The following is a 26,368-nucleotide window of genomic DNA, read 5'->3' as shown; positions in this document are numbered from 1 at the left end:
CTATGTATAGCAACATAAATAAAGTTCATGATTTTAAAGAAGTTATAGAAGCGGTAAAACAAGCCGATAATACTAGCTTGGTGCTTTTTGATGTAGATGAAGTAATTGTAATGGATAGTGATGAATCTAGGTTAACACATGATTATAGAAAAGAATTAATGAAGAACATTGAAAAAAGACTTACTAGAAAAGAATGTGAATTGTTACTTAGCATTGTTCTTAAAGATAGGAAAGCTAGATTTGTTAACCCAGATATCTTAACGATATTTGCTCTACTTACAGAAAAAAATGTACCGGCAATGGGTCTTACTAAACTTCCTACCGGTAAATTCGGCGTAATTGAAGATATGATCGAATGGAGAATTCGTGAACTCACTGAATTAAAGGTAAATTTTCAAGAATTTTCACCTTTAGAAGATGAGATAATAATAGAAGATTTTAATGCCGGTTACGGTAAACCTACATTAAAAGACGGAATAATTTACACTGCGGAATATGATAAAGGAAGCATGCTTGAGTATGTATTACGAAAAACAAGTTATTATCCACAATCAATAATATTTATCGATGATATAGAAGAAAATTTATTATCATTACAAGAAATTTGTAAGAAACTAAAAATTAACTATCAAGGATTTGAGTTTACCGGTTCTGCTATCGTTCCTGAACCTGTTCTTGATGCACAATTAGAAAAAATTAGATTTGAAATTCTAGAAAAAGAATATAAATGGTTAACGGATGAGGAACTGAAAAAGCATACTTTGTCATCTAGTAGCTTGTCCACAGTATCCAGCTAAAAATGTCACAACAACATAAACTTTTAGTTGCTTTTCCTAGATGCCGTGGACAAACTACTAGATGACACCTATGCACCTTAGAGTATAATATATGATGTCTGCAAAACTTATTGTTCTTTTTACCTTACTTATCTCGTTTTCTACTATGGCAAGTAAAAAGGAAGAAGAAAAAATTACAGCAGTAAAAGCAACTAAAGTACAAATTGCTGAGCTTTACGACATATTTAATATTGTAGGGCAATGCCAGAATGATAATAGTCGTGATTATTATGCCAATGCCACCGGAGTAGTTGAACAAGTCTCAGCACATCAAGGAGAAATAGTAAAAAAAGGGGATATATTGCTAGTTATAGATAAAAACATAGCAGAAACCACTAAATCTAGAGCAGCAGCGTTATTAAATACAAAACAAGAAGATTATAATAGCAAAGAAGCTTTATTCGCTAAAAAATTTGTAAGCAACGAGGAATATAAAAGGTCAAAAAGCGAACTTGAAGATGCAAAATTTAATTATGCCAAAGCTCTAAAAACATATAATGATATGATAATTACTGCACCCTACTCTGGTAAAATAGGCGTAATTAAGTCTATGGTCGGCGATGAAGTAAAAATAGGTGACTATCTTTTTAGCATTACCGGAACAGAAAACTCACAAGGTATTTTTATTGAATTGCCGGAGTCTTTAAGCGGAAAAGTTGGCGTCGATACTGAAGTTTTAATTGCAGGAAAAATTAAAAGTACAATCGGGGCAGTATCGCATTACTTATCAGATAATGGTACTTTAACAGCTAAAATTATTTTACCTATGGGTACAAAAATCCTGCATAATAGCTTTGTAGATGTTACGCTTATAATTAACCCTCATAAAAACCTAACCGTTCCTGAAAGTTGTATTCAACGAAATAATCAAGGTACTTTTATTTATAAAATAGAAGGTTATACGATAAAACAATTATATGTAAAAATCGGTACACGTACAGAAGATCTAATTGAAATTATCTCTGACGATATTAAAGCAGGTGACTTAGTCGTTACCGAAGGTATGACTAAAATTGGTGATGGCTCAAAAGTTAAGATACTTGAAGAATAGTTATTTATATATGCTTTTTAAGCCATCTCTGTATTCTAGAGATTGTTGCACGTATTCCTTCTTGCCTTATAGAAGTAATAGTTAATAAAATCAAAATTTTTGTCACAAAGCAATAGGTTCGTATTTTTTGAATTACATAATTATTTTTGAAAAAAGAAATATTACTTTTTTTATAGTCTTCATTTTTATTTTCTAGTAATCTTAATTGTGTAACAGCCGCTAATAACAAATTAATAGTAAACGGACTAAATTTACTTAAATAAGCATCATTAAGAACATAAGAAGTAATATTTATTAAACCTACTGAATATTTATTTGGGTCCATAAACGTATTAGTACCACCGCTAATTCGTACTTTAGACAATTCTTTGTCTATACCGCCTATTGAGTTTTTACTAGCAATAGATATCCATAAACAACAATCTTCACCGCTTCTTATATTTTCAGGAAATAAATTTTCTTGAAATAATGTCAAAGTTCCCATAACTGTCGGCATTGCTATTGGACAAGTTTGTATGACTTGAGGAAAAACATTGCCACTAAAAAGCCCGGAATGAACAGATTCGATATATTTTCCTTTTTCATTTATTTTGTGATATGAAGTATGAGAAAATATAAAATTATTTTCTTCCATAAACTTTAATTGGATTTCTATTTTATCCTTATAAAATAAATCGTCCGAATCAAGGAAAGCAATATATTTTCCTATAGCATTTTTAATACCTAAGTTACGTGCAGCAGCAGGTCCTTCATTTTTTTTATGAAAATATTTTATTCTTTTATCTTTTTTGCATATTGCAGTTAATTCTGATATATCATCAGTCGACCCATCATCTATTATAAGTATCTCAAAATTTTTGTGTGTTTGAATAAGTACACTTTTTATAGCTTCAATTGCCCAATTTATTCTATTATATACCGGTATAATAACACTAATTTTAGTATCATTTAGTACTTGTTTAGCCATAGTATTTGCTAAATCACAGGCTTTTTTATACGGAGTATTATTGGATAAAAAAGTAGCTGTACGAGTTAAAAATAAATAAGGAGAACCTTCCATTTTGATCATTTCTTCTTCTGTTAACTCGTGAAGAAACGATGACCATAATACATTACATTCTTCGTTATGATTTGATATTTTTTTACTACCTTGCTCTGAATGAAAACGAGATTTAATTAGGATAGATTCGTCAAAATGAATAGGGGCAACACGGAAAATTTTAAACCATAAATCATAATCTTGCGTTGTCGGTAAAGCCTCATTAAATATACCGACTTCATGAAAATATTTAGCAGGCATCAATAACGAACAACCATGTATTAATCCTCGTAATAAAGGTAATAAAGAAATATTAAGTTTATTTATAGGTAGCACACTATCCGGTTTAATATAACGTAGAGAGTTGCCTTTTTCATCGATTAATTCATAACCACCGTAAATGATAGTATCTTTATTATCTAATTTATTTAATATGTCAACTTGATGCTCGATTTTATTAGGATAATATATATCATCATGGCTAAGCCACGAAAAATATTCCCCTTGCATGTTTTTTATACCGTAATTTAAGGCCGAACCGCAACCTCCGTTTTCTTTATAAAAATAGCGTATTTTATCACCATATGATAATGCTACACGTTCTGTCTCTCCATTATCTTTTGAACCATCATTAACAACAATAATTTCAATATTTTTGTAAGTTTGTGCTAAAGCACTATTTATAGCTTCTTTCATATAATTAGCCCCATTATAGACAGGTATAATAATGGAAACTAAAGTATGATAAATATTTAGAGGTTTATCTTTTCTAGTTGTCATAACTTTTAAAAATAATTTATAAAATAGTGAAATAATTGTTTTATAGGCTTTAAATCTGAGTTACTAGATATACAGATTATAGAATTAGGAGGATTTTTTCAGAATGCGTGTCGTTAGTTACACCATCTACTCCTTCATAGAAAAATTCTTTGTTCGGATATGATTCAAAGTCTTTTTCAGTAATTCAATTAACTAAATGATGTATATTCTCTTCCGGTTCATTAAAAGGTACATTTACTATTAATCGTTTTTTATATTTAAGATTAAGTGCTAGATTTAACCCATCTTCAATATGCTCAAGTGCATGTCGTGATACAATATAATCACATTCTTCTGCCTTTTTAATAAAACTAACTAAATCAGATTTAATATATTATATATTAGATGCTCCACAATTTTGTTCAGCATAAATTATAGATTCTTTACTGATATCTATTGCTGTAATTTCTACTCCTAATATATCGCTAAGCATGAAAGTTCCGTGTCCCGTTCCACAACCTATATCTAAAATTTTTATTTTTTGATTTAGCATTAATGGGCTATTAAGTATATCGGCTTCTATAATTTTTTTAAAAATCTTATAGCTACTTTTATGACGCATTACCTTTAAAACATCATAAGTTGCCCCAAGAATTAATCTTTCTCCATCATTATAAATTTCTTCTAACATAAATTATTTAAACTATTATAATTTTAATAAATATTCGGCGATAAATGCAGCAGGGTTTTCTACAGGATCAAGCATCTTTTTAAATTGATTTCTGCCACTACTATTTTCATAATAAGGTAAATAATGATTTTGCTTAATAAATTCTATATAGTTAATAATATCTTGCGGCTCATAAGCAAAATACATATATTTTTTTAATTCTTTAGATAGAGCATTGCTATTAAATTCATTATTCCAACCATTACTTAAGTAAATTATAGGCTTATCGGCAACTACTACTTCAGCAAGAGATGAAGTACCGTCACTTATTACAATATCTGACACCATTATATCATCCAGTAACGACCTGAATGCATGTGCAGAAACAGTAACATTCTTTAAAGAGTTAAATCTACTTAATATATTATCCATATCACTTTGGCTTAAGTAATTTTTACCGACTGCATAGGTAAATAGTGTAACATGCGGTCTTATAATAAAATGAATATTAGGATGTTGTAATGCATAATTATAGAAAAAATAGTGATAATTTAAGAAAGTAGAACCTCCTTCATATAAATCTCTATTTTTAAATGATAATTCCCATCTAGGAAGCCATAAAATGGTTTCCGAGTTTGGTTTTTCTTTAATATTATAATTTCTTACTTCATAGTATGGTTGATAACCTGAAACAATAACTCTATCCTTAGGAAATTTATAATTACTAATAAAGATATCCTTTGTACTTTCTGAATCAACAAATACCGTCTCTATGCAACTTGATAACTTATCATCATCAATATTTTTTTGATGAAAGATATGCGGACCATAGACTATATACATAATTTTTGTTTTAGTTCCTCTAAAGCTCTTATACAAATTAGCAGCCGTAAAAGGTTCTGATATATAGCCTTGAAAATTTTCGTAAGGATTTTGCGTAAAGATAAAATCCGGCTGATAATTTTTTAGTTCAGAAATTTCACATTTTGTATTAACATTTGAATAAGAAGCATACTTACCGCATGGATATATCACATCTTGTGCATCAAATTTACTAATAAACCCGGTATCTATTCCTCCTTGAATATTGGGATGAGGATGAGGTACTATTACAATTTTGACATCATGACCTATTTTTTTCATCTCATTATACATTGCGTATACGCCTTTACCGCCGAATGTCTCTGTACTAACAAGGAAAACTATTTTTTTATAAGAATTTTCTTTGGAATAGCCAAAAGAAGATATAAGAGTTATTAGTAAAAAAACACTTAAAAATAAAGTGTTAAGTTTTATTAATTTAAAAAATTTCATGTTTTTGATATGATAATAATGAATAGGATTACTTTTTAAACCATACTGTATGGTTAACATAATCCACATAACTTAAAACTATACGTAATATTTTCTTTGACACAAGTCCTGCTTCTGCATAATCCGGCACGATCTCTTGCAAGCGTTTATTATTCTCGTGTTCTTCCGTAATAGCTTTCACCGATTGTAGTACCCGTTCAGCCTTAAAACCGGACATAATAAGCGTTCCGGCGTCCATACCTTCAGGACGTTCATGTGCTTCTCGAATATTTAAAGCAGGTAAATTAAGTATAGATGCCTCTTCAGTGATAGTACCGCTATCGGATAAAATACAAAATGCATTCATCTGAAGTTTTACGTAGTCCGTAAACCCGAAGGCTGGCAAAAATCTTATTTTATCGCCAAGTTCTTTAAACTCCTCTAAATCCTCAAGCCTTTTTTTAGTCCTTGGGTGTGTTGAGAAGATTACAGGAAAATTATACTCTTTAATAAGCGTTTGTAAACTACTTAATAATTCTTTCAGATTATTTTTGACATCAACATTTTCCTCACGATGTGAGCTAATTAAGAAATATTGCTTTGTGGTAAGTGACAATTTATCTAAAATATCAGACTTTAATATTTTAGACATAAAGCGATCAAGGACCTCAGGCATATGCGAACCTGATTTAAAAATAAGCTCAGGCGGTAAACCTTCAAAAATTAAATAACGTCTTGCATGTTCGGTTAACGTAATGTTAACGTCACTAATATGATCAATGATTTTACGGTTTATTTCTTCAGGTACACGCTGATCAAAACAACGATTTCCCGCTTCCATATGAAAAATCGGAATTTTACGGCGTTTAGCGGCAATTGCCGATAAACATGAATTAGTATCACCGTAAAATAGAACGGCGTCGGGCTTTTCTTTCTCAAGTACTGCATCAACTTTTTCGATAATAAGCCCGATAGATTTTGCCGTATTATCTGCTGCTACTTCTAAGAAATAATCGGGTTTTCTAATTCCCATATCATCAAAAAAAACCTGATGTAATTCATATGCATAATTTTGACCGGTGTGAACTAGGATGTGATGAGTATATTTATCAAACTCAGAAATCACGCAGCATAGTTTAATAAGTTCAGGACGAGTACCAACAATCGTCATTACCTTAAGCATTTTTTAGCTCCTCTTGTACGTAATCAAGAGTCAGTAATAACTCTTTTACTTCTTCTAAATTTAAACGTTTTGTATTATGGGAAGTGTAATCCTCTAAAAGAGCTACTTTCTTTTCACCTTCAACAAAATATTTTGCATAATTAAGATCGCGCCCGTCCATAGGAATACGGTAATAATCCCTTAAATCATCAGCTTTTGCCATTTCTTCTGATGATACTAATGATTCGTAATGTTTTTCACCGTGACGTGTACCGATAAAACGTATTTCATTTTTACTATCGAATATATCTTGTAACGCTTTTGCGAGTACTTCAATTGTGCTTGCCGGAGATTTTTGTACGAAAATATCACCCTGATGACCATGCTCAAACGCATATAAAACTAAATCCACCGAATCTACAAGCGACATTAAAAAACGTGTCATTGACGGTTCTGTAATGGTTAATACCTTACCTTGTTTTATTTGATTGATAAAAAGAGGAATGACCGAACCTCTAGAAGCCATAACGTTACCGTATCTAGTAACGCACAGCACAGTCTCACCTGGAGAACGCATACGTGCTTTTGCTATTGCTAACTTTTCCATTAATGCTTTAGATAATCCCATTGCATTAATTGGATATACAGCCTTATCGGTACTCAGTACAATAACTTTTGTAACTTTGTTATTAATAGCAGCACTTAAAACATTTTCAGCACCTAAGACGTTAGTATTTATTGCTTCCATAGGATAAAATTCACAAGTCGGAACCTGCTTTAAAGCAGCGGCATGAAATACATAATCTACACCATGCATTGCCTCATCAATACTTTTATAATTGCGTACGTCCCCGATATAGAATTTAAGTTTCGGATTATTTAAAGCAATACGCATATCCTCTTGCTTTTTTTCATCTCTACTAAAAATACGAATTTCCTTAATATCGTTAATAATACCGGATTTAAGAAAACGAGAAAGCACTGCATTACCAAACGAACCTGTGCCTCCTGTAATCATTAAAGTTTTATCTACAAACATTATATATAAATACCTATTTTGTTATTATTCATTCTGTCATTGTGTCAATCGAGAAACACTCTAAGGTAGTCATCCTGTGGCTTGTCCACAGGGTCCAGTTATAAAAAATACAAACATAAAAAGCTCGATTTATCTCACTTTATGCTGGATTCCGTGTACAAGCCTATATTCGCAATGACAATTTACTTAAACTCACACATACGCTTTACAAGCTCACGCCATTCAGGAGGCGTATATCCCGTCACCTCATTAAAACGAGTGCTATCTAGTGAGCGATCTACTACAAGCTCATCTGATGAAATAATATCGATGTCTTTATTATATATTTCTGCTACTAATTTTAACAATTCTAACTTATTAATCGGTTTTGAGGCAACATGATAAAGCCCGTGCAACTCTTTATTAGGTAACACAAAATCCCTTATTATTCTTGCAAGCTCTACTGTCGGGAATCCTGAATAAATAGCTTTCTCAAACCCTTTCACTGAACCTTCTGCACTTAAAAACCAATTGATTAAGCTTCTATTGCCTGCTAGCTCATGACCTATAATGGAAGTACGCAATGTGATAGCATGCGGATAATCTACCTCACCAAGCAATTTTGAACGACCGTAAAGGTCATAACAGTCAGAAAAATCGCTTTCCTTATAATGACCTTTTTTTCCTGAAAACACACAATCAGTACTAATATGGATTAACCTTGAATTAGCTAGTTTACATAAATTAGCTAACCTATGAGGCAGCAAACTATTTATCGGTAATGCTTTTAACGGATCATTAGCATCTGCCAATTGTTTTACAAGCCCTATACAATTTATTACTATATCGGGTTTTGTTTGATTAAATACCTCAACTAACGCATCATGGTTCTCAACATCTACATTTGTAATTAATTTATCGGATAAATCCTTAGAAAAGTAAGAACGAGCTGAATTATTTCGGGCTGTTGCAAAAATGTCAAATTTTTTATCACTATTTAAAAACCTGAATATGCTATTACCTAGCATACCGGTAACACCTAAAATTAATATTTTCATAGTATATTTTATTTATTTTTACCGAATCGGTTCTATCATAAATAATATATCTTTACAATAGTGTTTTGAGTGCGTAACAATATTGAGTTATAAATAATTAACTTGCCATAGAAAAGGTTCTTATTCTATCTTCTGTAATTTTCCAACCTTCATCTTCTGCAAGCTCTAAATCATATTGGTCTTGCATATTCCCAACGAGGATTAATATTAAAAATACTTACCCAAACGCAGGACTGTATCAGCGGCAATTAAACGATGATGCTTAATGCTATTATTGATCCTAGTAACGGATACATCAATATCACGAGCAAGTTTGCTTTGACTAATCCCCATAGGTTCCATAAATTCTACTAGTAAAATTTGTCCCAGTGAAATAGGAGGTAATTTATTCTTGGCTTTGTTGCATGGACCGTTTTATGTCATTCCCGCGTAGGCAGGCATCCAGTCAAACCTATAAAAACAAGTTTTTATAGGTTTATTTTGTCAAATATGCCACTTCTATATCAATATTGAAGTTATTTTGCTGGGATCCCCGCTTTCGCGGGGATGACATTGAGTAGGTTTTTCGATCCATACAACAACTCCTCAATTCTTTCCTAATTAAATATTTTTTATAGAATCAAGCACGGTTTCAAGAATCATACTAGCAGCTACTGCATCATCGTTATTATTACGGTCTTTTCTTTTCACTCCAAACGATTTAAGCAAATTATTTGCAGCTTTGGTAGTTAATCTTTCATCTTGTAAATATATAGGCAAGTTTATAGATTTTGCTAGCTCTTCAGCAAATTTCATCACTATATTTGTTTGCTCCGTTACTGCTCCGCTCATATCAATCGGTAGACCTATTATAACACCGCAAACTTTATATTTCTCGATGATATTAAGCAAGGAAGTAATAACAATTTTTTTATTTATCTCGGTTATAGTATTTAAGGGCATAGCAATACTACGTTCTTGATTAGATAATGCGATTCCTAATTTTTTGTTTCCGTAATCAATAGCGATAAGCGGAACATTTGGTATTAAAAGCCGATAAAATTCTTGAAGATTTTTTATGATCATGATAGTTATAGAAATTACTTTATTAATTATTATTTATGCTAAAAACTATTCAGAAACATTTAGATACGAAATTAATTAAATTATCGGCGATTTTAGCCTTTATTTATTGTTTATTATTTAATACCGCAATATTGATTTATAAATTTGATTATTATAAAGCAACAATCTTTAGAGGGATATTAGAGTTATCAAAAGATTTTTGCTATATTTATATATTTTCTTTTATAGCATTTTTCGGTCTTAGCGTACATAGATTAGTGTTAAAAATCGGCGTGGGGTTTTTATTTATAACATCCGCTATTGCTAGTTATTACATTTATTTCTTCAAAATCAATCCTACTAAACAAGTAATAGGTAGTTTTTTCTCAACGGATTTAAACGAAGTTTATGAATTAACCAGCATTAAGTTAATAATATGGATAATTTTTTGCCTTTTTACCTGTTTTTATACTCTCAAATCTTTTGCCGCCGAAAATTCTAAATCATTCGTAACAAAACTATTATCTACCGCTTGCTTACTTATTTTTGTATATAACATTATTACGCCTTCATTTAAGATACTAAAAAATTATTTTCCCATTCAGTATTTACATAATAGCTACCTTAATTTTGCCGGAAATTTCGGTGAAAAAAATTATGCATGTATAGATATTAGCAAACAATATAACTTTATAGATAAGTCAGATAAAGATATTATCGGTGTTTTAGTTATAGGAGAATCAGCAAGATTTGATCATTTCGGTATTAACGGTTATGAAAGAGATACGACTCCTTACTTAAAGACTACTCAAAACCTAATTTCTTTCAAAGCTAAATCTTCTTCTAATCTTACCTATCTTTCCGTACCGTCGTTACTTTCACGTTATCCTGCAAGTCAAATTGAAAATAGTAGACAAGAGAACAGCTTTTTATCAATTTTAACAAATCTTGGCTTTAATACTACCTGGATCGGTACTCAAACTTTAATGAGGAGTTTTGCAAATTTTGACCTCAGTAATATATATAATGACGTTAATTTTACTATAGTACCGGGCGGCTCTGCCCTATTTTCTTTAAATGATCATGATGAAAAAATATTGCCTTTTATAAAAGAAATACTAACAAACTCAGAGAAACAATTTTTAGTAGTTCACACTTCCGGCAGCCATTGGAACTATAATGCGAGATATCCAAAAGAGTTTGAGTATTTTACCCCTACCTGTCCTATTAAGGTTAAGGGAGATGCAAGTGATTGCGATAAGCTTGCTTTAGTTAACAGTTATGATAACTCTATTTTATATACCGATTTTTTTTTATATAATTTAATAGATTTGCTTAAAGATAAAAATGCATTTTTATTATATGTATCTGATCACGGCGAGTCCCTCGGAGAAAATGGTTATTACGGTCACGGCGGTCCACTACTTGCAGAACAAATAACCGTACCTCTTATAGTTTGGGTATCAGATGATTTTCAAGCCAAATATCCTAAATCAGTATCTTCAATTAAAAATTATGCTAATACCGAAATTAGCCATGATTATGTATTTCATTCAATCCTTAACTGTTTAAATATAGAGTCCGACATAATAGATAAAGACTTAAGTATATGTAAATCTAGTTAAAAATTATTGAATTATTAAAAAATTTATATATAAATTAAGAACTCAATAATTATATGATTTATTATTATGTCTGATATACCTAAACTAGACGACTATTATTATAGATTTTTACAAAGTATTTTACTTAAAACACTAGAACAAAATAAAGCTGCTGAAACGTATTTATTGCAGAAAGATTTTAATAGCGCTTTAAATGAGATACAAAATGTAAATGAACAACTTGAAGAATATTCAAGCATTCTTTCTTTACTCAAAGTAATTAAAACCCATTTTAATGATAAAAAAAATATATAATTAAGTACCATTTAACTTAAATCCTTTTTTTATAATTAAAAATAATATAGAGTGGAAATAAAAAAAGGTATTGAATTATGGAATATGCATTATTAATTTTCAGTATTATAGCGATTTTAGTTATAATACAAATGGTTAAAGTTGTACCGCAACAACAAGCATGGGTAGTAGAAAAACTTGGAAAATTCGATAAGGTACTGCAGCCTGGCTTAAATTTACTCATCCCTGTTATTCAGAGAGTAGCATACAAACATACTTTAAAAGAAGAAGCAATAGACGTTACCGCTCAAACAGCTATTTCAAACGATAACGTAACATTATCTATAGACGGTGTTTTATATGTTAAGATCATTGATCCAATGGCAGCATCTTATGGTGTTAATAATCCTTACTATGCCATAACACAGCTTGCTCAAACTACTATGCGTTCGGAAATCGGTAAACTCCCTTTAGATAGAACTTTTGAAGAGCGCGAAACTTTAAACGTAGCAATTGTAGCAGCTATTAATCAGGCTGCTATAAATTGGGGCATACAATGTATGCGTTATGAAATTAAAGATATTCAACCTCCGCAAACTATACTTAAAGCTATGGAATTGCAGGTAGCGGCAGAGCGTCAAAAAAGAGCTCAAATTCTAGAGTCGGAAGGTAATAGACAAGCAAAAATTAATCATGCAGAAGGTGAAAAAGCACAAATCGTACTGAATTCAGAAGCTTCTTATACAGATCAAGTTAACAGGGCAAAAGGTGAAGCTGAAGCAATAGGCTTAGTCGCTACCGCTACGGCAAATAGTATTGAGATTGTCGCAACTGCCGTACAAAAAACGGGAGGAAGTGATGCAGTAGCTCTTAAAATAGCCGAGCAATATATTAGTGCGTTCGGTAATTTGGCTAAAGATACCAACACCGTAATTTTACCTGCAAATCTTTCAGAACCGAGTAGTTTTATAACCGAAGCATTAACTATATTTAACCAATTAAAAGCTTCTTCTTCGGGAACGAAAATAGATAAGTAGCAATTTATAACGATTTATTATTGTAATAATAATTAGTTTTATATATCATATCAGATTATTAATTAATAAAAGGTTATGAATATGTCAGTATTTGTCGGCAAAACTGCTCCCGATTTTACAGCTAAAGCTATTATGCCTAATAATAATATAGACGATAAGTTTAAACTTAGCAATTATGCTGCAGGGGATAATATAGTATTATTTTTTTATCCCCTAGATTTTACTTTTGTTTGTCCATCGGAAATTATAGCATTTCACAATAAGCTTGGTGAATTTACCGAAAGACGTACTAAAGTAGTAGCTGTTAGTGTTGATTCTCATTTTAGCCATTTAGCTTGGAAAAATACTCCGCATAATAAAGGCGGGCTTGGACAAGTACAATTCCCAATGGTTTCCGATATAAAAAAGGATATTTCTTCAAAATATAATGTACTTAATGAAGACGGTGTTGCTTTGCGTGGAACTTTTTTAATCGATAAGGATTTCATAGTACGTCACATGCTAGTTAACGACTTACCTATCGGTCGTGATATTAATTATACATTAAAAGTAATCGATGCTTTAACTCATCATCAAAAGCACGGCGAAGTTTGTCCTGCCGGCTGGCATAAAGGTGAGGAAGCAATTACCCCATCACATGAAGGTATAGCACATTATTTAAGCTCACATGCAGAGAAGCTGTAATATATTACACTGTGTTATTAAAGTGGAAAACTGTCCTACCGTGGCTTGTCTAGTGTTGTTGCATGGTTCGATGTCATATCCCGCGAAAGCGGGAATCCAGCAAAAAATAACCTTAACATTGATAAACAATTACATATTTAACAAAATAAACATATAAAAACACAAATTTTTATATGCTTGACTGGATTCCCGCCTAGGCAGGAATGACATACAGCACTAACGCAATATCAAATAACCCTAAATAATGTTGAAAGAATTATTTTCTGCTCCTAAAATATCTTATAATATTGAAACAATTAATATTTTACGTCTTATTAGGAGTGAAATATCGGTCCTAAAACTTTCTTTAGTTTAATTAAATTATTTGGTGATGTAGCAACTGCCATAAATAACGTTCCGGATTTTTCATTGCGAGGCGGAAAGTCAAAACCAATTAAATTTTTCAGTAAAAGCGATGCTGAAAAAGAGTTAGAGCTTCTCGAAAAAGACAATGCTAAGATCATCACATATAAATCTCCGGAATATCAAAATTATTACTTGAAATTTATGATCCACTGCTAATATTAAGCTATAATAATATAGAGTTATTAAATCATACTATATAAATGCGTTGCAATAGTAGGTACAAAAACGCTGCTGCAAACGGCAGAAGCTTTGCGCATAAAATTGCAAATGATTTAGTAAAAGAAGGTTATATAACCGTTTCAGGGTTAGCACGAGAAAAATAGATAGCAGCGTACATCAAGCTGCAATTTCTCAAACTATCGGAGTTATTGCAGGCGGTATTGATCATATATATCCACCGGAAAATAAAAAACTATTTGAAAATTTAGCAGAAGAAGGTTTAATATTATGAGTTACCTATCGGCTTTACCCCGCTTGGAAAACATTTTCCACAGCGTAACAGGATAATATCGGGACTAGCCTTAGGAGTAGTGGTAGTAGAAGCAAGCTTAAAATCCGGTTCATTAATAACTGCAAAATTTGCACTTGAACAAAATAGGGCAATATTTGCCGTTCCCGGCTTTCCTTTAGATCCAAAATGTCAAGGTACAAATAAATTGATTAGAGAGGGAGCATATTTAGTGGAATCAGTAGACGATATTGTAGCTAATTTACCGCAATATGAAGAATTTATGAAAAAAGATGATGGATTATTTAAGGATTTTGTTGAGCTAGGAACAGTAAATACGAGATATGTTAAAGAACCGTCACAAAAGGAGCGTACTGCTTGCTATATTGGAATTATTATCGGCAGTACCCATAAATAGACTTGGAATATTTACAAAAAGAAATAGAATTACCGCTTCCTATCATATATACGGTAATATTAGAATTAGAATTCGCCGGGACAGTAATGCGTCACGCCGGTAATAAAATATCATTAGTTTATAATAAGTAGATGAAATTAGTAATAGTAGAATCGCCGGCAAAGGCAAAAACGATAAATAAATATTTAGGTGATGAGTTTAAGGTCATTGCATCATTCGGTCATATTAGAGATTTACCTTCTAAAAAAGGCTCGGTGTTACCTGATGAAAATTTTGCAATGAAATATGATATTTCCGATAAAGCCGGTAAATATGTAGATGCCATAGTTAAAGATGCTAAAAAAGCTGATGCAGTATATCTTGCAACCGATCCTGATCGTGAGGGTGAATCTATCTCATGGCATGTTGCAGAGGTAATAAAAGAAAAGAATCAAGTTAAATCCGATGATTTTTTCAAAAGGGTAGCCTTTAACGAAATCACTAAAAAAGCAATTATTCATGCCGTTGAAAACCCTAGGAAACTTGACACTAACTTAGTAAATGCCCAACAAGCAAGAAGAGCTTTAGACTATTTAGTCGGCTTTACCCTTTCACCTCTTTTATGGCGTAAGTTACCGGGATGTAAATCGGCAGGACGTGTGCAGTCCGTGGCTCTGCGATTAATATGTGAGCGAGAAGATGAAATAGAGCGTTTTAAGTCAGAAGAATATTGGGATATTAGCCTTAAAATGCAAAATAGTAATAACGAACTATTTACTGCTAAATTGACTCACGTAAACGATCAGAAGTTAGAAAAATTCTCAATTATTAACGAAAAAAACGCCAAAGATTTAACCAAAAAATTAAAATCTCACAAATTTCATGTTGATAAGATAGAAAAAAAACAACAAAAACGTCAACCACAACCTCCTTTTATTACTTCATCACTACAACAAGAAGCAGCAAGAAAATTAGGTTTTAGTGCTAAAAAGACTATGCAAATAGCACAAAAACTTTATGAGGGTGTTGATATAGGTAAGGAAACTATAGGGCTTATTACTTATATGAGAACCGACGGCGTTACATTATCAAATGATGCAATAGCAGATATACGTAAGTTAATCGATAAAAGTTACGGCGATAAATATTTACCGACTAGCCCTAGAATTTATAAATCCAAAGTAAAAAATGCTCAAGAAGCTCATGAAGCAATAAGACCCACAAATATTACTTATACTCCTGATAGCTTAAAAGAAAAGCTAGACAAGGATTATTATAAGCTTTATGAGTTGATTTGGAAAAGAACTATAGCCTGCCAAATGGAAAATGTTATAATGGATTTGGTAGTTGCAAATTTAGCTTCGGAAAATAAAGAATATTTGGCAAAAGCAAACGGATCGACTATAGCCTTTGACGGATTTTATAAGGTTTATCGTGAAAGTATGGACGATGAAGCTGAAGAAGAAAATAAAATGCTGCCGCCTTTAAAAGAACAAGAGCCGCTGAAAACTAAAGCAGTTATTCCAAATCAACATTTTACCGAACCACCTCCAAGATATTCAGAAGCAAGTTTAGTGAAAAAACTTGAAGAGCTTGGGATCGGTCGTCCTTCGACCTATGCTAGTATTTTATCGGTTTTACAAGATCGAAAATATGTTGCTCTTGAGAAAAAACGATTTATACCTGAAGAGCTTGGACGTTTGGTAACGGTATTTTTAGTCGGTTTCTTCAAAAAATACGTTGAATATGATTTTACTGCAGGACTTGAAAACGAATTAGACGCAATAGCAGCCGGCAAACTTGAATGGAAAGCTGCTTTAAATAATTTTTGGAGCGGTTTTAACCATAATATTGAATCAGTAAACGAGCAGAAAATAACCGAGATTATTAGCTATGTACAAAAAGCCCTTGATTATCACCTGTTCGGTGAGAATAAAGAATCTAAAATTTGTCCTTCATGTAACACGGGCGAGCTTAGCTTAAAGCTTGGTAAGTTCGGAGCGTTTTTAGCATGTAGTAATTACCCTGAATGTACTTTTAGAAAATCTATTGTTAGTGGTAACGATAACAACGAGAATGAAGGCGAGCCTGCCGCTATGCCTAATGAGAATAAAGTTTTAGGTACGGATAAAGACGGAGTAGAAATATATCTGAAAAAAGGACCTTACGGACCTTATATTCAACTTGGCAAACAAGAAGGCAAAGTAAAGCCGAAACGTAGCCCCGTGCCTGCTAGCTTGAACCAAAATGATATTACACTTGATATAGCATTAAAACTTCTAAGCTTACCGCTAAAAATAGGTATTCATAAAGATAGCGACGAGGAAATTATGATAGGATACGGTAAATTCGGTCCTTACATAAAATATATGGGTCAATTTATTTCGGTGCAAAAAAAATATGATTTTCTAAATTTAAGCTTAGATGATGCGATGAAGCTAATTGAAGAGAATAAAGCGAAATTAGAGAAGAAACAGGCGTAAATGGTTTAGTGTCACCCCGTGACTTGATCACGGGGTCTCAGGACACAGGCTGTGATACAAGATCCCGTGGTCAAGCCACGGGATGACAATTAATAAAATTACTTATTTATGACAAAAGTTATAACACGATTTGCTCCGTCACCGACCGGTATGTTACATGTCGGGAATATCAGGGCAGCATTGCTTAACTGGCTATATGCAAAGAAGCATAACGGACAGTTTATTTTAAGATTTGACGATACGGATTTAGAGCGTAGTAAACAGGAATATAAAGACGCTATCGAGGAAGATCTAAAATTTTTAAATATTCATTGGGATCAGACATTTAATCAATTAAGTCGTTTAAGTAGATATGATGCAATCAAAAATCTATTACTAGACAAAAAAAGATTATATGCCTGCTATGAGACTCCTGAAGAGCTAGAATTAAAGCGTAAATTTCAATTATCTAAAGGTTTACCACCGATTTATGATCGAGCTAGCTTAAATCTAACTGAAGAGCAAGCAAAGAAATATATAGAACAAAGAAGAAAACCGCATTATAGATTTTTGGTAAATCATGAACCGATTAGCTGGCATGATATGATCAAAGGCGAAGTTAAATATGACGGCAAGGCTTTAAGCGACCCAATAGTGATAAGAGCAGACGGTAGTATGACCTATATGTTATGCTCAGTTATTGATGATATTGATTATGATATTACTCATATTATTAGGGGTGAAGATCACGTTAGCAATACCGCCATTCAAATGCAAATGTTTGAGGCTTTAAATACTACTCCTCCGACTTTTGGGCATTTAAGTTTAATAATCAATAAAGATGAGAAAATTTCTAAAAGAGTTGGAGGGTTTGAGATCGCAACTCTTAGAAAAGAAATCGGAATCGAAGCTATGGCAATCGCTAGCTTTTTTAGTTTACTTGGTTCATCAGCACAAATCTTGCCTTATAAATCAATGGAGAAGCTAGCAAATCAATTTGAGATAAGTAGTTTCTCTAAAAGTCCAACTATCTATCAGCCGGAAGATTTAGAAAGATTAAATCATAAATTACTTATAAGTTTAGATTTTGATACAGTAAAAGAACGCCTTAAAGAAATAGATGCCGAGTATATTGATGAAAATTTTTGGTTATCGGTAAGCCCTAACTTGCAAACATTACGTGATGTAAAAGATTGGTGGGAAATTTGCCATCAAACTCCGAATGTAGAAACTCTAAATTTAGATAAGGAATATTTAAAGCAAGCAGCAGAATTATTACCGAAAGGTGAAATCACTAAAGATAGCTGGAGCATTTGGACTAAAGAAATAACAAATATAACAGGCAGGAAAGGTAAGGAGTTATTTTTACCTCTTCGCCTTGCTTTAACCGCCAGAGAATCAGGACCGGAAATCGCAAGCGTTTTACCTTTGATTGATAGAGAAGAGATAATAAAGCGTTTAACTAGTGCGTGACTCTCTATGTCATTCCCGCGAAAGCGGGGATCCAGTAAAAATAATCTTATTGGTACAAAAATTGTATATTTGGTAAAATAAACATATAAAAACAAGTTTTTATATGTTTTACTAGACTCCTACTTTCGCGGGAATGACATAGAAAACAATTTTTTAATCGGACGATGAAATTAAAATTGCTCCTAATGTAAAAGCACCGATAAAAACCGGAGGATTGTAATAAGCAAAAGTTGCAAGGCTTGCTACAGTTGCTTGAGCAAATGTAGATACAACAGAATAATTAGAGTTGTTCACATCAGAAACACAACCCTGAACGGAACATACAGTTTTTGCACCGTTTTCTATCACATTAATAGCATGTTCCGTTGCTAAGGTAGCACATACATTGTGAAATCTGTCGCAGCTTTGATAGCATTTTGAAAATGAATTGTAGCACTGTCAAAGTAACTAGATGTTTTTTTTGAAGTTTTTACAATCATTATTATTGTAATTGACGTTTCCGCTATTTATTTGTGGCCCCGTATAGTTTTTTGTCATGATTTTTCGCCTTAAAATTAAATCGTGACGCAATTATAACTTAAATGTTGTTGTGTCAATGGATATTATTAATAAAAAATTAATAATACTTTAAGACAAAAAGAAGTTTTAGCTGTTAAAAAACTTTTTGATTTTTAGCTTATCTTCTTTAGACAAAGTAGGCTTGAACCCGTATATATCTTTTTTATTAGCACTTTCAGGTCTAAATTGAAACTCGCCTTTAATTGTGTTGCTTGTAACTATCTGATCAGGAGAACCCCATTTAGGAACATCATATTTTATAACTATGTCCCTGTTTCTAAGTCCAGATTTATAAGCGTTACTATTTTCGTCAATATCTTTTATTGTATAATTATTTATTAAAGCATCTCTATCAAAACCACGATCATATGCCCACATTGTTATTTTCTCGGCAGCACTTTAGCAACATTAGCTAATAGTTTAAATCTATAGTTTTACCTTGTTCTATATATTCGTTTATCTCTTTATCTATGCCCTTTGGAACATAATTTTTAACTATTGTTTTAAAATAATCGCTTGAAAATTCTTGTTCTTTTGAGGTTTTAAATAAATCAAGCATAACATTATCCAGCGATTTACTCTTATTATTCTCTTTAATGAAATTGTCCAAATAAAGTGCCAAAACAAATCCACAATAATATGGCAATCTTTGTACTGCATAATCTTGCCAATAATCTGTTTCGATTAAATTATTAGGTTCATTTATAACAGGTGATAAATAATAATTCTCAAAGAATTTATTAAATTCTTCTACAAATTCCTCAAGCGTTATAACACTAGAACGTAAGGCTAAAACCCTGCTATAATAATCGGTCAATCCCTCACTCCACCAATAATTTAATCGTTCTAAGTTATTACGTATTTTCTTCCCTGTACAATTATGTAGATGTTCATGAGCAAGTAACGTTATATAATCCTGTTTGTCCAAACCTTGAGGAATAAATGCAGTAAAACTATGAGTTAAGCCCGTTCTGCCTATATGTCTAGGTTGATTCCCCTCGATTAAGCTTAGTAGATAATAAGGAAAATCATTATCATGGAAAAATGTTCTTTGTCCCTTGATAATTTTATTTATATAAGCAGCTATTTCTTAATCTTTAAAATCAAATTGACCATGTAACGAAAGATATACAGGATTTTTTTGATCGACAATTTTGTAAACACGTAAATCACCCGCTGCATAAACTGCACTATATAATTCAATCGGCATAGCTTTAAATTTCACGCTTTTACCAAGACCATAATCTGATATTGTTTCCCAACTATGAGGAATATTATTCCATTCAATGTTAAACGCTACTATATCATTTCCATTTAGATCACCGGGAGTAGCAAAAAGCCCATAACCCGGTGAATGAATTAAATTTTGTCTAATTATTGCTTCGTGGATATCACAAGGATTACCGGTTTTTTGATATATTGCGTAGCTTAAACGAATAATATTGATTTTTCCCGTATTTAAAATAGCTTTATTCGAGTCTTGATTTCTAAACTGTAATTTTCTAATAAGCTATTATTTCTAGCTTAACATTTTTGATTTGCTTGTAATATGTAGGCATTTGCCCATGCATAGGGTAAATCTAAAACAACCTCACCACTCATATTGCCGATTATTTCCGTCTCAACTTTGATAGCTGAAACAGACGTATTAGACAAAGGTGTTATTTTGTAATGTATCTGCCTATAAGTATTTGTGGATACTAGATTTGAAATTAGAAGTCTGATTTACAGAATTTTTATTATTTTTTATGGATTGCCACACCGCCTATATGGCTGCTCGCAATGACGATATCTATGTATGCATGTATTCTATTTAATTATTACTTCCTGACCATTAGCCCATAAGCTTCTATGTCTTCAAGCCATTTAGCGTTTTCTATTAAATATGATTCTTAAAATTCGGCAAGTGTAGGATCAGGTTCGCCTGTTAAATTTTTAAGCCCGTCAAATAAAATGTCTAAAAAACCTATTTTATTCTTTTTACAATAATCTCCTACATCTTCAATATGCTTCGCACGATCATCAACAAATACAATAAACTAGCATTTAGCTCTTCAGAAAATTTTGATAAAGTACCACTTTTTGAGTGATTACCGGTTATAAAGATACCTTTATAAAAAATAGCATCATCCTTTTGTCCTGAATTATAAATTGCTAATTTTTCATTATCTGACAATTCGATACCCAGCTCTTTTAGTTCTTTATATCGCCAATCTTGCATAGAAGGAATATTGCCGAATGCTCCCGTATTCATTTGTGTAAGACCATAAACCAAAAACTTTTCCTTGAGCTTGTTTATAACTTCGACCCACTCTTCATCAATTAATATTACTTTTCGCTGCAAACGCCAATTACTGATAATTTCCTCATAATTGTCATAACTACTTTTATTTTCCTTAATTCTATCAATTATTTGATTATAAGGCGGCTACTTAAAAGTTTTTGATTTAGGAGTTATAAGCGTATCGTCAACATCAATGAATATAGATGCACGAGTAGGAGCATTTTTTATTATTAAATCATAAACTTTTTCGGCACTATCGGCAGTTTCAAAATCTTTCATATATACTCCGAAGTAAAATGAAGAGTAGTGATACGAAGTTTAACTTGGAAAAGAGTAACCGGTCTGTCAGCCGAGGAGCGGAGCGTATATTAAACGTTCAGCATCCGAGGTCTTACAAAGACATTGTTGCTAATTTTTCAAGTGGGACGAGTATCAAATTTAATATTAAGTTCTTCAGTTAAAATAGCCATTAATTCAAGCCCTGCTCTATTTGTCCATTCGCCTTGTTCATAAAAAAAATGATAAGGACCGCTAACCGGCGACGACAACCAAATTTCTTTGGCGGCACTTTGTTTATTTATTACATATACCCCTTTATCAGTATCAAGGTTTAATATATCGCCTTGTAAATCTACATCTATACTTGCTTCTTTATCCTGCTCTTCTATCTTTTCTGCTATATATGCAATTGTTGTCTCGGCTATTTTACTAAATTCACTATTATTCATGATAACATCCCTTAAGTAGATAAAAATATACGCAAATCAACTTCAAAAAGAGTAAGGAGTCTATAAGGCAAGGAGCGGAGCGTATACTTAATACATAAGCACCACAGCTCTTATAAGACGAAGCAGCCAATTTTGAAGTTCATCGAGTAGATGGTTTTTCAGGATCAATTGCCGGCTCAGGTACTTTAATCAAACTTTTTCGATAAGTTTCAACAAATCTATTATGATCATTAAGATTGTTAGAAAAATTATGCCCGCCTTTACCGTCAACTACAAAAAATAATGCATCCGTTTTAGCAGATTTTACCACTGCTTCTAAAGATTTTAACGACGGACAAGAAATCGGACCGGGTGGTAAACCTTTTATATAATAAGTATTATAGGGTAGTTCTTGCAATAAATCTTTTTTTGTTAAAGCTCTTGCTAATTTAAATTTTCCTTCAGTCAAAGCATATATAGTAGTCGAATCGGCTTGTAGCTTCATATTTTTCTTTAAACGATTAATGAATACTGCTGCTATAATAGGCTTTTCTGCATTTGAGCCGGCTTCTTTTTCAATTATCGAAGCTAGCGTTAATACCTCAAGTCTAGTTTTTAATGGAGAATCCGGTGCAAGATTTTGCATTACTTTATCTAAATTAGCAGACATTAAATTTCTCATGTGATCAATTATCTGCTCTTTTTGATCACCGTAAGAAAAAAAATACGTGGAAGGCATTAAAAAACCTTCAGGTATTATCCCTTTTATTTCTCCAAGTAATCGACTTTCTTCATTAATTTTCTTTATAACCTCACTAACTACCGTACCTTCCGGGACAATTATCTTGTGTATTATAGATTTACCGCTTGCTAATATTCTTAAAGTTTGCAGAGGCGATATATTACGAGTAAACACATATTCACCACTTTTAAGAGGTCTTTTTATAGAATAAATTTTAGCAATTACCTTAAAAATTCTTGGATATTTGATTACTTCATTAGAATAAAGTTTTGTAACTATTTGATTTACGGATAATTTAGGTTCAATAATTATCGTTTTATTTTGAGTAAGATCACCCGGCACAAAAATATAAAATATACTAAAATTTAGCAAAGTAATAAATATAGTTAGAGATACTATAACTAAAAAAAGTTTAGTTTTTAATAGGTTATTTAACATAATAACTATTATTTTTATAAGGCTTAGAAATATTGATAAAAATAATTACCATGAAATGTGGTTTTTTTCTTGACATTTGAAATAACATATAGTAAAACTAACTTTTTGCTAAATTTAAATTATATAGTTTGTGCTAAATCAATTAATAGTTTTAATATTTGGTAATTAAAATGAGATAACTAATGAGCAACACATTAATAACGCAAACCAATTTACTATAACAATAGTATACTCCTGTAAAATGAAAAGTTAGAATTTTTATTACAAACAAAAAATATACATCTTTATTCATAGTGCATATTACTATACCGACGTTAATACTGATCTTATAATGGGCATTATATATTATGATACAAGATCACAATACCGATCTAAAACACGAAGAACAGACTGAAAGGTTAAAAGCTTTACAAAATAAGTTAGGAAACTTATCCGGTTTCTTGACAACAATGCGTTCTGATAACAATGAGGAATACAAAAAAATTTCCAATGATTTAAAAATTTTAATGAAACAAATTAATACTATAAGAAAAAACATGGAAATATATTTTGTTATTATATTAATATTAATGTTTATTATAATTCAGAAAATGTTGTGGACCACCGGTTTCAAGTACTAATCTTTCTCTTTTAACAACTTTATTTTAGGTTCTAAGAACTCCTGTTTAATAATTGCTGCAGCTATATAAGAAGGTACAGCATCATCTCGATCACTTGATACAAGCGAATTTTCCAAGCTAAGCCTGTGTTCACGTACTTTTGTACACCTAGCTAGCTTGCCTTTAAATTCATCGTGTCTAAAACTTTCTGAATTTAGCTGTAATCGGTTTGATTTAAATCCTAATTGCTGCAAAATTTTTTGGCTTTCTATTACCTGCTCATAAGCTTTCTTAGAATTAAATAATAACTCTTGAAGCTTATTACTAATAAGATTAGCTCGGCAATTAAATTGGATAAATTCCGGAATTATTTCTTTATCGGCTATAATATTTATCAACGTAACATATTTTATTTTTATCAATAGCCTGATAATAAAAAAGCTTATAAGATTAACTTTATAAGCCACAATCATAGGAGTACCGGAAGCTGCTATCTCTAAAGTATTAGTACCGGATTTTGCTAAAGCTACATCCGCAACAGCATAAATTTTAAGTCTCTCACTTGAAAATAAATAATTAAACTTAACATCTTCTAGAAAGGGTTTTATTATTGCCTCATGAGCAGGATTTGCAAGAGTAAATATAACTTTAAGATTATTACAACTCTTGAATATTTCTTCAATAGAAGAAACAAAAACTGATAAATGCCTTAGAATCTCACCCTTCCTACTACCAAGAGTAACACACAAAACTCTCTCATTCTCATCTATTTTAAACTCTTCACGTAAAGCTATTTTATCACTATAAAACTCTTGCTCCATAATCGGATGACCTATATATCTACAATCAAGACCGACTTTAGTAAAATATGGAGGTTCAAACGGTAGTAAAGCAAATAAACAATCATAAATTTTAGCGTATTTTACTGCCCTACCCTCTTTATATGCCCAAACTGACGGTGCAACGATATGAATCATTTTCAGCTTTGGTAAAAGTTTCCTTACTCGCTTTGCCACACGATAAGTAAACCCTGGTGAATCTATGGTAATTAATAAATCAGCTTTACTATTTATTATATCCTCCACAGTTTTATCAATTAATTTTTTAAGCTTAAAAATATGAGGCAAAATTTCTACAAAACCCATTAAATTTATGGAAGTAATAGGAAATAAGCTTTTAAAGCTACCGGCTTCCTCCATATATTTGCCGCCAACACCAACAAACTGTACAGCGTCATTCACAAAACTTGATACAGGTGAATTGAGTTGTACTCCTGTATTGTTTTTTAAATGCTGCATTATACGACCACCTACAAAGTCTCCTGACACCTCACCAGCTATAAAGTAAATTTTTATCATTAAAGATAGTTATTTTTTAAGGTTCTCAATTTCTGTTTGTAATCGCTCTATTTCTTTTATAGATACTTCAGTAATCTCATGTATTTTTTCTATCGAGTTTTTTTTCATTAACATCTTTGTTGCTATTTTTATACTTTTTGTAACTTCACCTTCTTGTTTACCTTTTTTCCTCCCCTCCTCTATTCCTTTTGCCATACCTTGTTCTCTACCTTTTTCTTCAGCAGAAACTATATAATCACGCTCTTTATAGCTTTTATTCATATAGGCATGATAAATTATTTGCTCTTTAGGAGTTATCTTCAGTATATCAAGACGTTTTGCTACTTTCTTCATATATGGTGATTTAAAATCTTTCTTAACTTCAGAATGTTTTACTACATATAGCCATTCATCCAATTCATCTCTTATAACATCATTAAATAATGGTACTGATATTACAACATATTCTGGCAATACATTATATAAATCAAATATTTTACCTCTCATATCTCCCAAAGAAAATTGCATAGGGTGTTTTTTATCAACTTCTCTAAAAATAGTCTTACCGTGATATAAAGGTGCTTTCATATTATCAAAAGGAAAATACAATAAATTAATATGAAATATTTTTTTATAGTAGAATAATCCTCGCTCTTAGAAATACTATCAACTATTAATCTACTAAAATTAAAACAAGCTTTATGCATAAAAAGATTTGTATAGGATTTATCTATTTCTACTATATATTTATGTCCTTCTTCATCTTCCACAATGACATCTGCTACGCTAGATTTTAAGCTATCATTTTCTTTATTACTGCCACTTTCTAGTAAGGGGCTTTTATTTTAACAGCACTATAACCAACATCTTTAAGAATAGCCGAAATAAATCCCTCGACTATTTCATAATCCCCTTTATCTTTTAATAAATATTTTATAGCGTAATCAAAACTTATTATAGTACTCATAT

At 31.7% G+C, this 26,368-nt stretch carries 34 protein-coding genes and 2 pseudogenes; 14 read left to right on the top strand and 22 right to left on the bottom strand.

Going from position 1 to position 26,368, the window contains the following annotated elements; genetic code table 11:
• Positions 1-2: 2 nt before the first annotated feature.
• Positions 3-797 (top strand): DUF2608 domain-containing protein, encoded by a 795-nt coding sequence (locus tag RC_RS02360; RefSeq protein ID WP_004996037.1) that lies wholly within the window; start codon positions 3-5, stop codon positions 795-797.
• 91 nt (positions 798-888) lie between these two features.
• Entirely contained in the window at positions 889-1,887 is a 999-nt protein-coding gene (locus tag RC_RS02355) for an efflux RND transporter periplasmic adaptor subunit (RefSeq protein WP_010977106.1), read from the top strand.
• Positions 1,888-1,891: 4 nt separating this feature from the next.
• Here RC_RS02355 and RC_RS02350 read toward each other — a convergent pair whose 3' ends face one another.
• The 9 genes and pseudogenes from RC_RS02350 to ruvX form a co-directional block, all read right to left on the bottom strand.
• Positions 1,892-3,706: a glycosyltransferase family 2 protein gene (locus RC_RS02350; RefSeq protein ID WP_010977105.1), complete on the bottom strand. Its 1,815-nt coding sequence runs from the start codon at positions 3,704-3,706 to the stop codon at positions 1,892-1,894.
• Between the two features lie 184 nt (positions 3,707-3,890).
• A pseudogene (locus RC_RS08905) lies at positions 3,891-4,376 on the bottom strand (class I SAM-dependent methyltransferase).
• A gap of 15 nt (positions 4,377-4,391) precedes the next feature.
• Positions 4,392-5,738, bottom strand: coding sequence for a hypothetical protein (locus tag RC_RS02340; RefSeq protein ID WP_010977103.1), 1,347 nt, complete (start codon positions 5,736-5,738; stop codon positions 4,392-4,394).
• Complete coding sequence (wecB, locus tag RC_RS02335; RefSeq protein WP_010977102.1) at positions 5,698-6,831, bottom strand: non-hydrolyzing UDP-N-acetylglucosamine 2-epimerase; 1,134 nt, start codon at positions 6,829-6,831, stop codon at positions 5,698-5,700. The genes RC_RS02340 and wecB overlap by 41 nt, the downstream gene beginning before the upstream one ends.
• Entirely contained in the window at positions 6,824-7,849 is a 1,026-nt protein-coding gene (gene capD / locus RC_RS02330) for a UDP-glucose 4-epimerase (protein WP_010977101.1), read from the bottom strand. The genes wecB and capD overlap by 8 nt, the downstream gene beginning before the upstream one ends.
• Positions 7,850-8,031: 182 nt before the next feature.
• Positions 8,032-8,886 (bottom strand): dTDP-4-dehydrorhamnose reductase family protein, encoded by an 855-nt coding sequence (locus RC_RS02325; RefSeq protein WP_010977100.1) that lies wholly within the window; start codon positions 8,884-8,886, stop codon positions 8,032-8,034.
• Between the two features lie 97 nt (positions 8,887-8,983).
• Positions 8,984-9,073: a hypothetical protein gene (locus RC_RS10175; protein WP_012150658.1), complete on the bottom strand. Its 90-nt coding sequence runs from the start codon at positions 9,071-9,073 to the stop codon at positions 8,984-8,986.
• A pseudogene (locus RC_RS10170) lies at positions 9,057-9,219 on the bottom strand (transcriptional regulator). The gene RC_RS10175 and the pseudogene RC_RS10170 overlap by 17 nt, the downstream one beginning before the upstream one ends.
• Positions 9,220-9,486: 267 nt before the next feature.
• Positions 9,487-9,951: a Holliday junction resolvase RuvX gene (gene ruvX, locus RC_RS02315; protein ID WP_010977099.1), complete on the bottom strand. Its 465-nt coding sequence runs from the start codon at positions 9,949-9,951 to the stop codon at positions 9,487-9,489.
• Between the two features lie 35 nt (positions 9,952-9,986).
• Between ruvX and RC_RS02310 the strand changes: the two genes are divergently transcribed.
• The 11 genes from RC_RS02310 to gltX all read left to right on the top strand — a co-directional run bounded on the left by RC_RS02310 (position 9,987) and on the right by gltX (position 18,734).
• Entirely contained in the window at positions 9,987-11,555 is a 1,569-nt protein-coding gene (locus RC_RS02310; RefSeq protein WP_010977098.1) for a phosphoethanolamine transferase, read from the top strand.
• A 66-nt stretch (positions 11,556-11,621) separates the two neighbouring features.
• On the top strand, positions 11,622-11,849 hold the full coding sequence (locus tag RC_RS02305; protein ID WP_004996061.1) for a hypothetical protein: 228 nt from the start codon (positions 11,622-11,624) through the stop codon (positions 11,847-11,849).
• Between the two features lie 77 nt (positions 11,850-11,926).
• Positions 11,927-12,865: an SPFH domain-containing protein gene (locus RC_RS02300; protein ID WP_004996064.1), complete on the top strand. Its 939-nt coding sequence runs from the start codon at positions 11,927-11,929 to the stop codon at positions 12,863-12,865.
• Between the two features lie 81 nt (positions 12,866-12,946).
• A complete protein-coding gene (locus tag RC_RS02295; protein ID WP_012150652.1) occupies positions 12,947-13,549 on the top strand; it encodes a peroxiredoxin in 603 nt (200 codons plus the stop codon).
• A 327-nt stretch (positions 13,550-13,876) separates the two neighbouring features.
• Positions 13,877-14,110 carry a DNA processing protein DprA gene (locus RC_RS10995; RefSeq protein ID WP_324602840.1) on the top strand — a complete coding sequence of 78 codons (234 nt, stop codon included), beginning with the start codon at positions 13,877-13,879 and terminating at the stop codon, positions 14,108-14,110.
• Between the two features lie 44 nt (positions 14,111-14,154).
• The gene (locus RC_RS10745) at positions 14,155-14,277 is read left to right on the top strand and encodes a hypothetical protein (RefSeq protein WP_267878455.1); all 123 of its coding nucleotides are present in this window, start codon (positions 14,155-14,157) and stop codon (positions 14,275-14,277) included.
• Positions 14,274-14,405, top strand: a complete 132-nt coding sequence (locus tag RC_RS10990; protein WP_317133664.1) for a DNA-processing protein DprA — start codon at positions 14,274-14,276, stop codon at positions 14,403-14,405. Before RC_RS10745 ends, RC_RS10990 begins: the two co-directional genes overlap by 4 nt.
• Before the next feature lie 7 nt (positions 14,406-14,412).
• Complete coding sequence (locus RC_RS02280) at positions 14,413-14,820, top strand: DNA-processing protein DprA (protein WP_324602839.1); 408 nt, start codon at positions 14,413-14,415, stop codon at positions 14,818-14,820.
• Positions 14,821-14,822: 2 nt separating this feature from the next.
• Positions 14,823-14,951: a hypothetical protein gene (locus RC_RS10735; RefSeq protein WP_267878454.1), complete on the top strand. Its 129-nt coding sequence runs from the start codon at positions 14,823-14,825 to the stop codon at positions 14,949-14,951.
• Positions 14,952-17,282 carry a type I DNA topoisomerase gene (topA, locus tag RC_RS02275; RefSeq protein ID WP_010977095.1) on the top strand — a complete coding sequence of 777 codons (2,331 nt, stop codon included), beginning with the start codon at positions 14,952-14,954 and terminating at the stop codon, positions 17,280-17,282.
• 108 nt (positions 17,283-17,390) lie between these two features.
• Positions 17,391-18,734, top strand: a complete 1,344-nt coding sequence (gltX, locus tag RC_RS02270; protein WP_010977094.1) for a glutamate--tRNA ligase — start codon at positions 17,391-17,393, stop codon at positions 18,732-18,734.
• A gap of 153 nt (positions 18,735-18,887) precedes the next feature.
• On the opposite strand, the gene RC_RS02265 is transcribed toward gltX, so the two are convergent.
• The 9 genes from RC_RS02265 to mltG form a co-directional block, all read right to left on the bottom strand.
• Positions 18,888-19,082 (bottom strand): hypothetical protein, encoded by a 195-nt coding sequence (locus RC_RS02265; RefSeq protein WP_010977093.1) that lies wholly within the window; start codon positions 19,080-19,082, stop codon positions 18,888-18,890.
• A 297-nt stretch (positions 19,083-19,379) separates the two neighbouring features.
• Entirely contained in the window at positions 19,380-19,670 is a 291-nt protein-coding gene (locus RC_RS10165; RefSeq protein WP_010977092.1) for a hypothetical protein, read from the bottom strand.
• Between the two features lie 34 nt (positions 19,671-19,704).
• Positions 19,705-20,220, bottom strand: a complete 516-nt coding sequence (locus RC_RS10160; protein WP_010977091.1) for a peptidase — start codon at positions 20,218-20,220, stop codon at positions 19,705-19,707.
• A 596-nt stretch (positions 20,221-20,816) separates the two neighbouring features.
• Positions 20,817-20,948 (bottom strand): hypothetical protein, encoded by a 132-nt coding sequence (locus tag RC_RS10730; RefSeq protein ID WP_261763533.1) that lies wholly within the window; start codon positions 20,946-20,948, stop codon positions 20,817-20,819.
• A 236-nt stretch (positions 20,949-21,184) separates the two neighbouring features.
• Positions 21,185-21,298 (bottom strand): hypothetical protein, encoded by a 114-nt coding sequence (locus tag RC_RS10725; RefSeq protein ID WP_230453593.1) that lies wholly within the window; start codon positions 21,296-21,298, stop codon positions 21,185-21,187.
• Positions 21,286-21,636 (bottom strand): hypothetical protein, encoded by a 351-nt coding sequence (locus tag RC_RS08895; protein ID WP_010977090.1) that lies wholly within the window; start codon positions 21,634-21,636, stop codon positions 21,286-21,288. The genes RC_RS10725 and RC_RS08895 overlap by 13 nt, the downstream gene beginning before the upstream one ends.
• 84 nt (positions 21,637-21,720) lie before the next feature.
• The gene (locus tag RC_RS10720) at positions 21,721-21,855 is read right to left on the bottom strand and encodes a hypothetical protein (RefSeq protein WP_267878453.1); all 135 of its coding nucleotides are present in this window, start codon (positions 21,853-21,855) and stop codon (positions 21,721-21,723) included.
• Positions 21,856-21,992: 137 nt separating this feature from the next.
• Entirely contained in the window at positions 21,993-22,304 is a 312-nt protein-coding gene (gene cyaY / locus RC_RS02245; RefSeq protein WP_010977089.1) for an iron donor protein CyaY, read from the bottom strand.
• Between the two features lie 139 nt (positions 22,305-22,443).
• Entirely contained in the window at positions 22,444-23,463 is a 1,020-nt protein-coding gene (gene mltG, locus RC_RS02240) for an endolytic transglycosylase MltG (protein ID WP_010977088.1), read from the bottom strand.
• A gap of 347 nt (positions 23,464-23,810) precedes the next feature.
• On the opposite strand from mltG, the gene RC_RS02235 reads away from it, so the two are divergent.
• Positions 23,811-24,083: a hypothetical protein gene (locus RC_RS02235; protein ID WP_004996088.1), complete on the top strand. Its 273-nt coding sequence runs from the start codon at positions 23,811-23,813 to the stop codon at positions 24,081-24,083.
• On the opposite strand, the gene lpxB is transcribed toward RC_RS02235, so the two are convergent.
• Genes lpxB through RC_RS09590 form a run of 4 tightly spaced genes read right to left on the bottom strand, consistent with a single transcriptional unit; the run spans position 24,080 to position 26,366 of the window.
• Positions 24,080-25,420, bottom strand: a complete 1,341-nt coding sequence (gene lpxB, locus RC_RS02230; RefSeq protein WP_010977087.1) for a lipid-A-disaccharide synthase — start codon at positions 25,418-25,420, stop codon at positions 24,080-24,082. The genes RC_RS02235 and lpxB overlap by 4 nt on opposite strands.
• A gap of 9 nt (positions 25,421-25,429) precedes the next feature.
• On the bottom strand, positions 25,430-26,008 hold the full coding sequence (locus tag RC_RS02225; RefSeq protein WP_010977086.1) for a hypothetical protein: 579 nt from the start codon (positions 26,006-26,008) through the stop codon (positions 25,430-25,432).
• Positions 25,984-26,169: a hypothetical protein gene (locus RC_RS02220; RefSeq protein ID WP_010977085.1), complete on the bottom strand. Its 186-nt coding sequence runs from the start codon at positions 26,167-26,169 to the stop codon at positions 25,984-25,986. The genes RC_RS02225 and RC_RS02220 overlap by 25 nt, the downstream gene beginning before the upstream one ends.
• A 56-nt stretch (positions 26,170-26,225) precedes the next feature.
• Entirely contained in the window at positions 26,226-26,366 is a 141-nt protein-coding gene (locus RC_RS09590) for a hypothetical protein (RefSeq protein WP_016728103.1), read from the bottom strand.
• Positions 26,367-26,368: the final 2 nt, after the last annotated feature.

This window comes from Rickettsia conorii str. Malish 7 (assembly GCF_000007025.1).
GTDB lineage: Bacteria > Pseudomonadota > Alphaproteobacteria > Rickettsiales > Rickettsiaceae > Rickettsia > Rickettsia rickettsii.
This window is presented reverse-complemented; position numbering and strand designations above follow the sequence as displayed.